The organism is Vibrio sp. SBT000027, assembly GCF_963894355.1.
GTDB lineage: Bacteria > Pseudomonadota > Gammaproteobacteria > Enterobacterales > Vibrionaceae > Vibrio > Vibrio splendidus.
Genome location: NZ_CAWQGD010000004.1, coordinates 2,356,141 through 2,369,503, shown reverse-complemented (window position 1 = coordinate 2,369,503; position 13,363 = coordinate 2,356,141). Strand labels below are relative to the sequence as shown.

Annotated in this window: 14 protein-coding genes; all 14 read left to right on the top strand. The window is 45.8% G+C overall.

Features of this window, described 5'->3' with window-relative positions:
• Positions 1 to 8: 8 nt before the first annotated feature.
• Positions 9 to 1,610, top strand: coding sequence for a flagellar biosynthesis protein FlhF (flhF, locus tag AACU28_RS20405; RefSeq protein WP_121603515.1), 1,602 nt, complete (start codon positions 9 to 11; stop codon positions 1,608 to 1,610).
• A gap of 13 nt (positions 1,611 to 1,623) precedes the next feature.
• Positions 1,624 to 2,511: a MinD/ParA family protein gene (locus tag AACU28_RS20400; protein ID WP_004736216.1), complete on the top strand. Its 888-nt coding sequence runs from the start codon at positions 1,624 to 1,626 to the stop codon at positions 2,509 to 2,511.
• The gene (locus tag AACU28_RS20395; protein WP_017076812.1) at positions 2,504 to 3,238 is read left to right on the top strand and encodes an RNA polymerase sigma factor FliA; all 735 of its coding nucleotides are present in this window, start codon (positions 2,504 to 2,506) and stop codon (positions 3,236 to 3,238) included. Before AACU28_RS20400 ends, AACU28_RS20395 begins: the two co-directional genes overlap by 8 nt.
• A 42-nt stretch (positions 3,239 to 3,280) precedes the next feature.
• The gene (cheY, locus tag AACU28_RS20390; RefSeq protein ID WP_016767062.1) at positions 3,281 to 3,649 is read left to right on the top strand and encodes a chemotaxis response regulator CheY; all 369 of its coding nucleotides are present in this window, start codon (positions 3,281 to 3,283) and stop codon (positions 3,647 to 3,649) included.
• 106 nt (positions 3,650 to 3,755) lie between these two features.
• Positions 3,756 to 4,487: a protein phosphatase CheZ gene (locus AACU28_RS20385; protein ID WP_004736219.1), complete on the top strand. Its 732-nt coding sequence runs from the start codon at positions 3,756 to 3,758 to the stop codon at positions 4,485 to 4,487.
• Between the two features lie 9 nt (positions 4,488 to 4,496).
• Positions 4,497 to 6,677 carry a chemotaxis protein CheA gene (locus AACU28_RS20380; protein ID WP_121603514.1) on the top strand — a complete coding sequence of 727 codons (2,181 nt, stop codon included), beginning with the start codon at positions 4,497 to 4,499 and terminating at the stop codon, positions 6,675 to 6,677.
• Between the two features lie 13 nt (positions 6,678 to 6,690).
• The gene (locus tag AACU28_RS20375) at positions 6,691 to 7,812 is read left to right on the top strand and encodes a protein-glutamate methylesterase/protein-glutamine glutaminase (RefSeq protein WP_121603513.1); all 1,122 of its coding nucleotides are present in this window, start codon (positions 6,691 to 6,693) and stop codon (positions 7,810 to 7,812) included.
• 10 nt (positions 7,813 to 7,822) lie between these two features.
• Positions 7,823 to 8,605 carry a ParA family protein gene (locus AACU28_RS20370; RefSeq protein ID WP_017076808.1) on the top strand — a complete coding sequence of 261 codons (783 nt, stop codon included), beginning with the start codon at positions 7,823 to 7,825 and terminating at the stop codon, positions 8,603 to 8,605.
• Positions 8,592 to 9,791, top strand: coding sequence for a chemotaxis protein CheW (locus AACU28_RS20365; RefSeq protein WP_121603512.1), 1,200 nt, complete (start codon positions 8,592 to 8,594; stop codon positions 9,789 to 9,791). Before AACU28_RS20370 ends, AACU28_RS20365 begins: the two co-directional genes overlap by 14 nt.
• Positions 9,792 to 9,865: 74 nt before the next feature.
• A complete protein-coding gene (locus AACU28_RS20360; RefSeq protein ID WP_004736225.1) occupies positions 9,866 to 10,360 on the top strand; it encodes a chemotaxis protein CheW in 495 nt (164 codons plus the stop codon).
• Positions 10,360 to 10,872: a DUF2802 domain-containing protein gene (locus tag AACU28_RS20355; protein WP_017090989.1), complete on the top strand. Its 513-nt coding sequence runs from the start codon at positions 10,360 to 10,362 to the stop codon at positions 10,870 to 10,872. Before AACU28_RS20360 ends, AACU28_RS20355 begins: the two co-directional genes overlap by 1 nt.
• Before the next feature lie 278 nt (positions 10,873 to 11,150).
• Positions 11,151 to 11,768 carry a cytochrome c biogenesis heme-transporting ATPase CcmA gene (gene ccmA / locus AACU28_RS20350; RefSeq protein WP_012603450.1) on the top strand — a complete coding sequence of 206 codons (618 nt, stop codon included), beginning with the start codon at positions 11,151 to 11,153 and terminating at the stop codon, positions 11,766 to 11,768.
• 1 nt (position 11,769) lies between these two features.
• Positions 11,770 to 12,438 (top strand): heme exporter protein CcmB, encoded by a 669-nt coding sequence (gene ccmB, locus AACU28_RS20345; RefSeq protein WP_004736228.1) that lies wholly within the window; start codon positions 11,770 to 11,772, stop codon positions 12,436 to 12,438.
• Between the two features lie 178 nt (positions 12,439 to 12,616).
• Positions 12,617 to 13,357, top strand: a complete 741-nt coding sequence (locus AACU28_RS20340; RefSeq protein WP_004736229.1) for a heme ABC transporter permease — start codon at positions 12,617 to 12,619, stop codon at positions 13,355 to 13,357.
• Positions 13,358 to 13,363: the final 6 nt, after the last annotated feature.

The following is a 13,363-nucleotide window of genomic DNA, read 5'->3' as shown; positions in this document are numbered from 1 at the left end:
CGATCGAATTGAAAATTAAACGATTTTTTGCAAAAGATATGCGAACCGCACTGCTCCAAGTTAAAGAAGAACTTGGCTCAGAAGCGGTGATCATGTCTAACAAAAAGGTCGCGGGTGGCGTGGAAATTGTTGCCGCTATTGATGGCGAATCTAGCCCGTCGACAGCGAGCCAGAGATTAAATAAACCTCAGCAGCCTGCGCAAAGCCAGTATACGCAAATGGCCGCACCCGCAGCACCGGCAGGGCGTCGTCAATTAGACGATGACAAGGTTAGCCTACAGACGAATGCTGAAGGTGGACGCTCAATGACCAAACGCTTTGCGAATATGCTAAAGCAATACAGTCATGGCGCCGATGATGAGCCACAACACCGTGCTGAAAACGAAGACTCATTGTCAGCATTGCTAAATCGCCAATCCAGCACGGGTCATAAGCCGCATAGCAATCAGCAGCCACATAGTAATCGTCAATCTCTCGGCAACCAGCCGTCTCTTGGCAACCAACACTCTTCTGGCAACCAACAGTCTTCCGGTAACCAGCAATCTCACGGGAGCCTCGATTCAGCATTTGCTCGTGAAACCGGCTTATCTAAATTGATTGCCGAAGACCGCAGAGTAGAGCGTCCAGCACCTCGTTTGGATCCTACCCGTTATGATCGTGGTCGTGAAAACCCTCAGTCGAAAGGTTCAGATGCAGAAATGGAGACGATGCGTGAAGAGATGACCTCAATTCGTCGTCTATTAGAGCATCAAGTATCAGGGCTAATGTGGCAAGAAGTTGAGCGTCGTGAACCGCTCAGAGCAATGCTTATCAAACGCCTTGAGCGTATGGGTGTATCTGCCGAGCTTGCCGATCAAATGGCCTGTTACATTCCTGAAGATACCAAGCCTGCTCGTGCATGGAAGGCCTTGTTAGCACTGGTTGCTGACCAGATCTCTGTCACGCAAAAAGATATTTTAAAACGCGGTGGTATTGTGGCCTTGTTGGGCCCGACCGGCGTAGGTAAAACAACGACGGTTGCTAAGCTAGCAGCACGCGCCGCCATGGAATATGGCGCCGACAACGTCGCACTAGTGACAACGGACACATATCGTATAGGTGCACATGAGCAGTTATCGATTTATGGTCGAATTATGGGTTGCCCTGTAAGAGTTGCTAAAGATTCTAGTGAATTGGCCGATGTAATATATCAGTTACGTAATCGTCGCCTGATTCTGGTCGATACTGCAGGCATGGGACAACGAGATGTTCGCCTATCTGAGCAGTTAGACACATTGATGCAAGAGAGTGGTTCCGTTATCAATAGTTACCTTGTGTTGCCTGCTACCGCACAACGCAAAGTACTACAAGAAACCATTGAACACTTTAGAAGAATCCCGTTGTCGGGATGTATCCTGACTAAGCTGGATGAATCCCTTAGCTTGGGTGAGTTCATCAGTGTGGTAATACAAAATGCATTACCAGTTGCTTACATAGCAAATGGTCAACGAGTTCCTGAAGATATCGTCATAGCTCAGCCAAAGTATATGATTGCTAAGGCCAATGAGTTATTAGAAAAATCTACAGAGAATGAACCTCATTACTGGAATAGCGATTCTGAAGGGCTCTAGGCGGCGGATAAATATGAATGAGAATATGATACACGATCAAGCTAGCGGCCTCCGTCGCTTAACCAAGCCTTCACTCACAAAAGTTATCGCTGTAACCGGTGGTAAGGGAGGCGTCGGTAAATCGAATGTGACGTTAGGTATGGCTATTTGTATGGCTCGCCAAGGCAAGAAAGTCATGGTACTGGATGCCGACTTAGGGCTGGCTAACGTAGACATCATGCTGGGCATTCGTTCTAAACGAAACCTGGGTCATGTGTTGGCTGGCGAATGTGAACTTAAGGATGCGATTGTCGAAGGGCCGCACGGAATTAGAATTATTCCAGCGACATCTGGCACGCAAAGCATGACTGAACTTTCACACGCTCAACACGCTGGGTTGATTCGTGCATTTGGTTCGCTTGAAGACGAGATGGATATCTTGTTGGTTGATACCGCTGCGGGTATTTCAGACATGGTAATTAGCTTCTCAAGAGCGGCGCAAGACGTGGTTGTTGTGGTCTGTGATGAGCCTACCTCAATCACAGATGCATATGCACTGATCAAGCTTTTGAGCCGAGAGCACCAAGTTCAGCGATTCAAAATTGTTGCAAATATGGTCAGAAGCTACCGCGAAGGCCGAGAATTATTTGCAAAGTTGACTTTGGTCACAGAGCGCTTCTTGAATGTGAGCCTCGAACTCGTAGCATGTATTCCTTTAGATGATAAAGTACGTCAATCAGTCAAGAGACAGAAAATCGTAGTAGATGCGTACCCTCGCTCTCCAGCTGCATTGGCAATCAGCTCTTTGGCTAATAAAGCATTGACCTGGCCAATACCAAAAACGCCAAGTGGACACTTGGAGTTCTTTGTTGAAAGGCTGCTGAATCGTACTGAATTTATAGAGGAACCATTTGGTGAATAAAGCGCTTACTTACGATCAACATGCTAATCACAATAGCCAACAGGCTTTTTTTGAGAAGTATTCTGTGTTGGTTAAACGTATCGCTCATCACTTGTTGGGGCGATTACCGCCTAATGTCTTGGTTGATGACTTAATTCAAGCTGGCATGATTGGCTTGATTGAAGCGCAACAAAACTATGATGGTACCAAAGGCGCAAGCTTTGAGACGTATGCAGGTATTCGGATTCGCGGAGCTATGTTGGATGACATTCGCCGTGGTGACTGGGTGCCGAGATCGGTTCATAAAAACAATCGAGAAATCAGCAGTGCAATCGCGGAATTAGAGGGTACCCTCAATCGCGACCCAAGTGATGCCGAAGTGGCAAAGCACATGGGGCTGAGTTTAGACCAGTACCACAACGCTTTAACTGATATTAATTGCTCAAGACTTGTCGGAATCGAAGATTTAGGCGTCTCAGATGATGTAATATCTCCGAATGAAGACTCTCAAGATAACACGCCTTTTCAAGGGGTTGCTGATGAGTCATTTCGTCAAGCTTTGATCGATTCGATAAAACAACTTCCGGAAAGGGAAGGCCTCGTGCTTTCGCTTTATTACGACGAAGAACTCAATTTAAAAGAGATTGGGGAAGTACTAGGTGTCAGCGAATCTCGTGTCAGCCAAATACTGAGCCAATCTATGCAGCGTTTACGCACTAAGTTAAGTGCTTGGACACAGAACGACTAACAACACTGATTCTATTCAGTGGAGGCTAATTTGAACAAAAACATGAAAATTCTCATTGTTGATGATTTTTCAACGATGCGCCGAATTGTTAAAAACCTACTTCGCGATTTGGGTTTCAACAACACTCAAGAAGCAGACGATGGCTTAACCGCGTTACCTATGCTGAAAAAAGGCGAATTTGATTTCGTGGTAACTGACTGGAACATGCCAGGCATGCAAGGTATTGACCTGCTTAAACACATTCGCGCAGATGCAGAACTTAAGCACCTTCCAGTGCTTATGATCACTGCGGAAGCGAAGCGTGAGCAGATCATCGAAGCAGCGCAAGCGGGTGTTAATGGTTACATTGTGAAGCCTTTCACTGCTGCAACGCTGAAAGAGAAACTTGATAAGATTTTTGATCGCTTATAAGCATCAATAAGTTTTAGGCACTTCTAGGCAAACACTGACCGATAAGATCTCTGTTTATCTCGATAGCCTAAGCGCACAAAGTATGCGGAGTAAGGCCGAACTCAGGATGATTTCATTAGAACAAGCAAAAAAATTAGTAGAGCTGCTTGAGAACGATAAGCAGCAAGATGCTGATTCTCTTGTTAGAAGCATTTATGAAGACAATTTTAGTCTTCAAGACAATCCAATGCTTCAAGAAATAGGAAGTTTGACTCGCGACCTCCATGACTCTTTGACTCAATTCAATTTCGATGAGCGCATCAGCGTTATCGCAAATGATGAAATCCCTGACGCAAGGGATCGCCTTCAGTATGTCATTGATAAAACGGAAGTTGCGGCAAATAAGACGATGGACGCTGTCGATCGTTGTATGCCAATTGCAGACAACCTACACGAGTGTTTACTTCAAGTAAGGCCTCAATGGAATGAACTGATGCATGGCCGCATTGAGCTGGCACAATTTAAAGCTTTATGTCACCGCATTGATGGATTGCTTGTCCAAGTAGAAGGCGATAGTACTGAACTACGTGGACAATTGACTGAAATCTTGATGGCTCAGGATTTCCAAGATTTAACTGGGCAGATAATTAGCAAAGTTATTACCTTGGTGAATGAGGTTGAAGGACGTTTGGTCGAGATTCTCACCGTATTCGGTGCGAATCAAACAGAGCCAACTCCAGAGTCAGAGAAGAAAGCATCTATTGCGCCTGAAGGTCCAATTCTGAACCCAGAAGAGCGTGAAGATGCTGTTGCATCTCAAGATGAAGTCGACGATTTGTTATCCAGTCTTGGATTTTAAAGGTAACGTATGAGCTACGATTTAGACGAAGATATTCTTCAGGACTTTTTAGTCGAAGCAGGAGAGATCCTTGAACTCCTATCAGAACAACTGGTAGAGCTTGAGAATAACCCTGACGACAAAGACCTATTAAATGCTATTTTCCGTGGTTTCCATACAGTAAAAGGTGGTGCTGGTTTCCTAGCATTGACTGAGCTGGTGGATACTTGTCATGGTGCTGAGAATGTGTTCGACATTCTACGAAACGGCCAGCGCAGCGTAACATCAGGTTTGATGGATACGATGCTGCAGGCTCTAGATACAGTTAATGTACAGTTTCAAGCCGTGCAAGATCAGGAACCTTTAGTGCCTGCTGATCAAGCTTTATTGGATGAACTTCACCGCCTCTGTAAACCACAGTCTGCCGATGAAGCTGCTCCAGTAGAAGCCCCTGCACCAGTAATCGCTGAGCCCGTTTTTGAAGCGCCTGCTGAACCGATCGTCGAAAGCGCAAGCATTAGTGCATCTTCAGTGGATGATATCTCTGAAGATGAGTTTGAGCGTCTGCTTGATGAGCTTCATGGTAAAGGTGGTTCACCAACAGCATCTTCTGTACCAACACCGCCGCCAACTCCTGTTGCTCCTCAGCAGGTTGCTGAGAGCGGTGATATTACGGATGACGAATTCGAAAAGTTATTAGATGAACTGCATGGCGCGGGCAAGAGCCCGACGGCAGTAGGTTCACCGCCTCCTCCTCCGCCAGCACCTTCTTCCGCACCCGTTTCGGCGATGTCTGAAGGTGATGACCTGATGAGCGACGAAGAGTTTGAGAAGCTACTAGACCAGTTACATGGTTCAGGTAATGGACCAACTATTGAAGAGCTAGATGCAGCAACTAAACCTGCTGCAGCGAAGCCTGTTGCCCCAGTGCCTGCTCCACAAGCAGCACCTAAGCCTCAGCCATCTGCACCGGTTGCTGTTAAAGAAGCACCAGCGAAAGCTGAAGTTAAAGTGCCAGCGAAGAAACAACAAGCCGACGCTACAGTTCGTGTCGACACGTCAACACTGGATACCATCATGAATATGGTGGGTGAGCTGGTACTGGTTCGTAATCGACTTGTGAGCCTTGGCTTAAACAGTAACGATGAAGAGATGGCAAAAGCTGTCTCGAATTTAGATGTTGTTACCGCAGACCTCCAAGGTGCGGTAATGAAGACTCGTATGCAGCCGATCAAGAAAGTTTTTGGTCGTTTCCCACGAGTTGTCCGCGACCTTGCTCGTAGTTTGAAGAAAGACATTGTTCTTGAAATGCGCGGGGAAGAAACGGATCTTGATAAGAATTTAGTTGAAGCACTTGCCGATCCACTGATTCACTTAGTGAGAAACTCTGTGGATCACGGTATTGAAATGCCTGAAGCCCGTATTGCGGCTGGCAAATCACAAACGGGTAAAGTGATTCTATCTGCCTCGCAAGAAGGTGACCATATTGAACTGGCTATCGTTGATGACGGTGGCGGTATGGACCCTGATAAGCTTCGTGCTATTGCGGTTAAACGCGGTCTGATGGATGAAGATGCAGCATCTCGCTTATCAAACAAAGAGTGTTTCAATCTTATTTTTGCCCCTGGCTTTTCAAGCAAGGAGCAGATCTCGGATATCTCTGGTCGTGGTGTAGGTATGGACGTTGTGAAAACAGCGATCAACACACTTAATGGCTCGATTGATATTGATTCAGAGATGGGACAAGGCACCAAGATCACGATCAAGGTTCCATTGACGCTGGCGATTCTACCAACCTTGATGGTCGGTGTTGCCGGACATCCATTTGCATTGCCACTGGCTTCTGTAAACGAGATCTTCCACCTAGATTTAAGCCGCACAAACGTGGTTGATGGCCAGCTGACGATTATCGTTCGCGATAAGTCTATTCCGTTGTTCTACTTGCAAAACTGGCTGGCACCTAAAGCGGGTATTGTGGAATCGCGTAAAGGACACGGCCATGTTGTTATCGTACAACTTGGTAGCCAACGTGTTGGTTTTGTTGTTGATACGCTTATTGGCCAAGAAGAAGTTGTTATCAAACCACTTGATAAACTACTACAGGGCACGCCAGGAATGGCAGGCGCGACAATTACAAGTGATGGACACATTGCATTGATTCTAGATGTGCCGGACTTGTTGAAGCAGTACGCAGCTGCGTCAAGAATTTAATTTAAGGATAAATATGGCGATTAAAGTATTAGTCGTTGATGATTCGAGTTTTTTTCGTCGTCGCGTTAGCGAGATCATCAACTCAGAGGCTCGCCTAGAAGTCATTGATGTAGCAGTAAACGGTAAAGAAGCGGTTGAGAAAGCGAAACAGCTGAGACCTGACGTAATCACGATGGACATCGAAATGCCTGTCATGGACGGCATCACAGCCGTTCGTGAAATCATGGCTGCGTCGCCAACGCCTATTTTAATGTTTTCATCGCTAACGCATGATGGTGCGAGAGCAACGTTAGATGCGTTAGACGCTGGTGCTCTAGACTTCCTACCTAAGAAGTTTGAAGACATCGCACGTAACCGTGATGATGCTGTCGCATTGCTTCAACAACGTGTGATTCAGATTGCAGCAAAGCGTGCGTTTATGCGCCGTGCTCCGATTGCGCCACGAGCTACAGCTACAACAGCAACAACTTCAACACCATTGCGCCAACCGATTTCAGCCGCAACTTCAGCAGTGAAACCAGCGGTTGCATCAACGGCGAAATTCAGAGCTTCGGGTAAAAAGTATCAATTAACTGCAATTGGTACCTCTACAGGTGGCCCGGTTGCACTACAGAAAATTTTGACGCGCATCCCTGCACACTACCCACATCCGATTGTGTTAGTTCAGCATATGCCAGCAACGTTCACCGCCGCTTTTGCTAGCCGACTGAATACCTTATGCAAGATTGAGGTTCGCGAAGCACAAGACGGAGATGTGTTGAAACCTGGAGTGGCTTATCTTGCTCCTGGTGGTAAACAAATGATGGTTGACGGCCGTGCAGGATCTGCTCGCTTAAGAATTATCGATGGCGGCGACCGAATGAATTACAAACCTTGTGTGGATGTAACCTTCGGCTCTGCAGCGAAGATCTACGGTGACAAAGTCTTGTCTATGATACTGACCGGTATGGGCGCTGATGGTCGAGAAGGTTCGCGTATGTTAAAAACTGCGGGCTCGACAATCTGGGCGCAAGACGAAGATAGCTGTGTTGTATATGGTATGCCTCAAGCTGTAGCAAAAGCTGGCATTTCTACTGAAGACCTCCCTCTAGACCGCATTGCGGAAAGGATTTTGGTTGAAGTTGGGTTAGCTTAGGTAAATCGAAATGATTGTTTGGAGTGTTGCAAACCAAAAAGGTGGTGTTGGTAAAACGACCTCGACCGTGACCCTAGCAGGTTTACTTGCGTTGAAGGGGCACCGTGTTCTGTTGGTTGATACTGACCCGCATGCATCACTAACCACCTATCTGGGTTACGACTCAGATACGGTGGAATCGAGTCTGTTTGATCTATTTCAGTTGCGTGAGTTTAACGCGCCGACAGTAAGACCTTTGATTTTACAAACGGAAGTCGAAGGTATCGATATTATTCCCGCGCACATGTCTTTGGCAACATTAGACCGTGTGATGGGAAATCGAAGCGGTATGGGGTTGATCTTGAAGCGTGCTTTAGCCGCTTTGAAAGACGACTATGACTATGTGCTTATCGATTGTCCGCCGATCTTGGGTGTGATGATGGTCAACGCATTGGCTGCCAGTGACCGTATTTTGATTCCGGTACAGACTGAGTTTTTGGCAATGAAGGGCTTAGAGCGCATGATTCGCACTTTGGCTATCATGCAGAAGTCTCGCAAAACACCGTTTAAGGTGACGATTGTCCCAACGATGTACGACAAGCGAACTAAAGCATCACTGCAAACATTAACTCAGCTAAAAGAAGATTATCCAAATCAAGTTTGGACATCCGCTGTGCCGATAGACACTAAGTTTCGAGATGCGAGCCTAAAGCGCTTACCAGCATCTCATTTTGCATCGGGTAGTCGTGGTGTATTTGCTTACAAACAGCTGCTTATTTATCTCGAAAGGCTGGCGATAAATGAGCGCGAATAAAGAATCAACAATGGCGCGATCAAGTTTATCAAGTGAACAAGCACTGGATGATTACTTTACTGCGCTGTTAGGTGATGAAATGCTGGATTCTGACGAATTTTTTGTTGACGAGACCAGCGATGAGTCATCATCTGCAGAGCCAGAGCCAGAGCCAGAGCCAGAGCCAGAGCCAGAGCCAGAGCCAGAGCCAGAGCCAGAGCCAGAGCCAGAGCCAGAGCCAGAGCCAGAGCCAGAGCCAGAGCCAGAGCCAGAGCCCAAATATTCGAGTTACTCGACCTATGCCGAGTTGCGAGAAGCTGAATTTGAAGTGCCCAATCTGGAAGATGTTCAAAAATTACTGAACCGCTTAGAAGCGACGAACGTGGTTGATGAACTGAATCTTGATGAATTAATGGATCAGAACACGCAGAAAATTGCTCAGCAAGCAGACATGCAAATATTTGATGCTGCGGTGGAATCCGTTCAGCTTTCTGTAGAGCCTGAGATTCAAGATTGGAACCTCCCAGAGTCAGATTCATCAATGGTTGTTGATCGACCTGTTGAACGACCAATTGAGCAGCAAGCTGAGTCACCAATAGCTGAAGAGTCTCCAATAGCTGAAGAGTCGCAGGTTGAAGCTCAGCAAGACGGAACTCACACTGAAGAGTCAGAAATTGAATCTATCAGTGAACCCGAAGTTGAGCTTGAAACTCAATCTGGCGGTATTGAACGGTTTACATCTTGGGAAACTACGGCTCGAACAGAAGATTTTCAGGTACTGTATTTTGACGTCAACGGGGTAACATTTGCTGTTCCTCTTGATGAGCTTGGTGGTATTCATCGCCTTGAAGAGCTAAGCCATTTGATTGGTAAGCCTGCTTGGTATTTAGGTTTGCAAACAAATCGAGATAGTCAGTTAGATGTGGTCGACACTGCAAAGTGGGTGATGCCTGAGAAACTAACGAATGATGAATACAAAGAAAACTATCAATATATAGTGATGCTTGGCGAAAGCTTATGGGGGCTCGCGGGGACTGAACTTAAAGGTACCGAGCTTCTTAATACAGATAAAGTTCGTTGGCGAGAAATGGCAGGTAAACGCCCATGGCTCGCTGGTATGGTAAAAGAAAAAATGTGTGCTTTGATTCATGTTGAAGCATTGATCGCCATGCTAAACGCAGGGCTAGATGTAAAAGCATTAAGCTAGTAATAAGCATTAGGCTAACAATAAACGCATCAAGTTAATAATAGTGGTCGGTAACGACGGCAAGAGGATTAAATATGTCTCATATGAGTGAAATTGAAGTAAGAAAAGACCCAACCAATGATGAAGTACTTCAATGGGTGACATTCCAGCTAGAAGAAGAAACTTACGGCATTAATGTTATGCAGGTACGTGAAGTACTTCGCTACAGTGAAATTGCTCCAGTACCGGGTGCTCCAGATTACGTTCTAGGTATTATTAACCTGCGTGGTAACGTTGTTACTGTTATCGACACTCGTTCTCGCTTTGGTTTGATGCAAGGTGAAATCACAGACAACACTCGTATCATCGTTATTGAATCTGAGCGTCAAGTCATTGGCATTCTAGTAGACAGCGTTGCTGAAGTGGTTTACCTACGTTCTTCTGAAATCGACACTACTCCAAGTGTTGGTACTGATGAAAGTGCTAAGTTCATCCAAGGTGTAAGTAACCGTGATGGCAAGCTGCTTATCTTAGTAGATCTAAACAAACTACTAAGCGAAGACGAATGGGATGAGATGGCTCACCTGTAATGTTTGAAGCGCTTCCTTTAAGCCCTGTTGCTCTGATTGCCGGAGTCGGGGTTTTTACGTTATTCATCGTGATTTTGATTAGCAAAGTAAAACGTGCGATTCAAAAGCAGCTCGATCAGTCACGCCTGCAAGTTCGTAACTTGGACAAAGAGCTTCAAAAATCGAGCAAGCAATTGCTTGAGGTTCGCTCTGTCGTGGTTGGCCTTGGTCAGAAAGTGACGGAACAGCAAGATCTAATAAAGCACTTGAATGAACGCATTGTAGAGCTGGAACATGTTGATACCGATGGGCGCTTGTACACGCGTGCAACGAAGATGGTTCAGCTTGGTGCAGGGATAAACGAACTGATCGAAGAGTGTGAATTACCTAAAGCTGAAGCTGAGCTGATGATGTCTCTGCAGAATAAGCTCGCGGGTAAGGAAAAAATTCCTTCGCTAAGAAGTAACCCTTCATCGTACGATGAACAACCAGATGCATCTCATAAGCGCAGAGACCCAACTCGACGTCGTTAAATCGAGCGCTCGCTGCGTATTGAGTAATTGATGTTTATCGTGCACTCCTCTTAAAAGAAGCTTCGGCTTCTTTTTTTGTGCCTGACAGCTCTATATAGAACGATGTTTATAAGTGCTTGTATCTAAGGCAGTATCTTGTTTGTTGATGAAAATGTGTAAATTGTGATGCGGTGGTAACAGTTTCTTACGGAGTTTGTTCTATCGAAAACGCCTAGTCCTGTTTTGTCACCATATTGGTGTGCTACTATAGCCCTTTCATTACTCGACTAAATTTACCTATGCTTGAAGTCTCAAATTTAACTGCTATTCGTGACGACAGGGTTCTATTTGAATCGTTGTCTTTTCAATTGAAACCCGGTGAGCTGGTTCAGGTTGAAGGTCGTAACGGTACTGGGAAAACGACACTCCTTAGGATTATCACCGGCTTAGGTGATCGTGATGAAGGCACTATCTCTTGGGATGGTGAGTCCATTGAAACGAGTCGAGATGTGTATCACCAAAATTTGCTTTTTCTTGGTCACCAAACTGGCGTAAAACGCGAGCTTAGTGCCTATGAAAACCTGAGCTTCTATCAATCGATTCACAGCAGTGGAACGAGTAAGGAAGAACTTTACAATGCATTGGCTCAAGTCGGCCTTGCTGGACGAGAAGACGTGCCTGCAGGTCAACTTTCGGCGGGTCAACAGCGCCGTGTAGCATTGGCTCGTCTGTGGTTAAGTAAGCAAATGTTGTGGATTCTAGATGAACCGCTGACTGCCATTGATAAGCAAGGCGTTAAAGTTCTTGAGTCTCTTTTTTCTCAGCATGCAGACAACGGTGGCATTGTGTTATTAACCACACACCAAGATATGTTTGCTGATAGCCCGAAACTAAGAAAAATAAAGTTGGGTGAGTAATATGATTTCTTCAATGACAACGATCATTCGACGTGAGCTGTTGATCGCATTTCGTCGCCAAGCCGATATCTTTAACCCTCTGTGGTTTTTTATCATTGTCATCACCCTTTTCCCATTGAGTATCGGCCCTGAGCCAAACCTACTTGCGCGTATCGCAGCGGGCATTGTTTGGGTTGCTGCTTTACTTTCTGCATTACTCTCTCTCGAACGACTATTCCGAGATGATTTTCAAGATGGCGCCCTCGAGCAGATGATGCTGATGCCCATCCCGTTGCAGTTGGTAGTATTGTCCAAGGTCATAGCGCACTGGTTATTGACAGGGTTACCATTAATATTGATCAGTCCGTTGTTAGCGGTACTGCTGTCCTTGGATTTCGATACTTGGTTATCGGTGGTCTTAACGTTATTGGTTGGTACGCCTGCATTAAGCTTTATTGGTGCGATTGGTGTCGCTTTAACGGTTGGATTACAAAAAGGCGGTGTGCTGTTAAGTCTGCTTATTTTGCCGTTGTATATCCCAATTCTTATATTTGCTACATCCGCGATTGATGCGGCAGCACTAGGCGTTGCGTATAACGGACAATTAGCTGTGTTAGGGGCAATGCTAATGGGCGCAATGACGCTCACCCCATTTGCCATAAGCGCAGCGCTGAGAGTGAGTGTTAACTAGTTAATTATCTGATTAAAACTAGCTAACCAAGCGCTCACTTCCACTTTGTTTGTTCAGAGTGAACTAATTGAAGCTTTTAAACTCATAGAGTCACTGAAAGAGACAGTAAGCCAAATAAATTATAATAATTATAGCTGTGATAGCTGTAAGCAATATGAAGTAAGAGTGAGATTACAACATGTGGAAATGGCTCCATCCCTATGCCAAAGCAGAAACCTCTTATCAGCTTGCTGGTAAACTTCTGCCGTGGTTCTCTATCCTAGCGCTATTGTGTCTATCAGTAGGTACTGTGTGGGGGCTTGCATTTGCGCCTTCTGATTACCAACAAGGCGATAGCTTCCGTATCATCTATATCCATGTTCCGTCTGCAATTTGGTCGATGGGCGTATACATGTCGATGGCAATTGCGGCATTCATCGGCTTGGTATGGCAGGTGAGATTATCAGACATGGCTGCACTGGCTATGGCGCCTATTGGTGCTGTCTTTACCTTCATAGCGCTGCTAACCGGTGCTGTTTGGGGTAAACCAATGTGGGGTGCTTGGTGGGTTTGGGATGCACGTTTGACCTCAGAGCTGATTCTTCTATTCCTATACTTGGGTGTGATTGCACTACACCACGCGTTTGACGACCAAAAAACCGCAGCGAAAGCAGCAGGTATTTTGGCGATCGTTGGTGTCATCAACCTACCTATCATTCACTTTTCAGTAGAGTGGTGGAATACACTTCACCAAGGCGCGACGATTACTAAGTTCGATCAGCCTTCTATTTCAAGTGACATGCTATGGCCGCTTCTTCTCAACATCTTCGGCTTCGCCTTTTTCTTTGGTGCAGTGACTATGGTTCGTTTTAGAAACGAAATCATCAGTAAAGAAAGTCACCGTCCGTGGGTTCGTAAACTCGCGGCTGATAAAGCGTAGTAGGGT

Excerpts from the sequence above, each read along its gene's own strand:
- ccmA (WP_012603450.1), top strand. The coding sequence starts at position 11,151 with ATGCTTGAAGTCTCAAATTTAACTGCTATTCGTGACGACAGGGTTCTA.
- AACU28_RS20365 (WP_121603512.1), top strand. The coding sequence starts at position 8,592 with ATGAGCGCGAATAAAGAATCAACAATGGCGCGATCAAGTTTATCAAGT.
- ccmB (WP_004736228.1), top strand. The coding sequence starts at position 11,770 with ATGATTTCTTCAATGACAACGATCATTCGACGTGAGCTGTTGATCGCA.
- AACU28_RS20360 (WP_004736225.1), top strand. The coding sequence starts at position 9,866 with ATGTCTCATATGAGTGAAATTGAAGTAAGAAAAGACCCAACCAATGAT.
- AACU28_RS20355 (WP_017090989.1), top strand. The coding sequence starts at position 10,360 with ATGTTTGAAGCGCTTCCTTTAAGCCCTGTTGCTCTGATTGCCGGAGTC.
- AACU28_RS20370 (WP_017076808.1), top strand. The coding sequence starts at position 7,823 with ATGATTGTTTGGAGTGTTGCAAACCAAAAAGGTGGTGTTGGTAAAACG.
- AACU28_RS20400 (WP_004736216.1), top strand. The coding sequence starts at position 1,624 with ATGAATGAGAATATGATACACGATCAAGCTAGCGGCCTCCGTCGCTTA.
- AACU28_RS20340 (WP_004736229.1), top strand. The coding sequence starts at position 12,617 with ATGTGGAAATGGCTCCATCCCTATGCCAAAGCAGAAACCTCTTATCAG.
- AACU28_RS20380 (WP_121603514.1), top strand. The coding sequence starts at position 4,497 with ATGAGCTACGATTTAGACGAAGATATTCTTCAGGACTTTTTAGTCGAA.
- AACU28_RS20385 (WP_004736219.1), top strand. The coding sequence starts at position 3,756 with ATGATTTCATTAGAACAAGCAAAAAAATTAGTAGAGCTGCTTGAGAAC.
- cheY (WP_016767062.1), top strand. The coding sequence starts at position 3,281 with ATGAAAATTCTCATTGTTGATGATTTTTCAACGATGCGCCGAATTGTT.
- AACU28_RS20375 (WP_121603513.1), top strand. The coding sequence starts at position 6,691 with ATGGCGATTAAAGTATTAGTCGTTGATGATTCGAGTTTTTTTCGTCGT.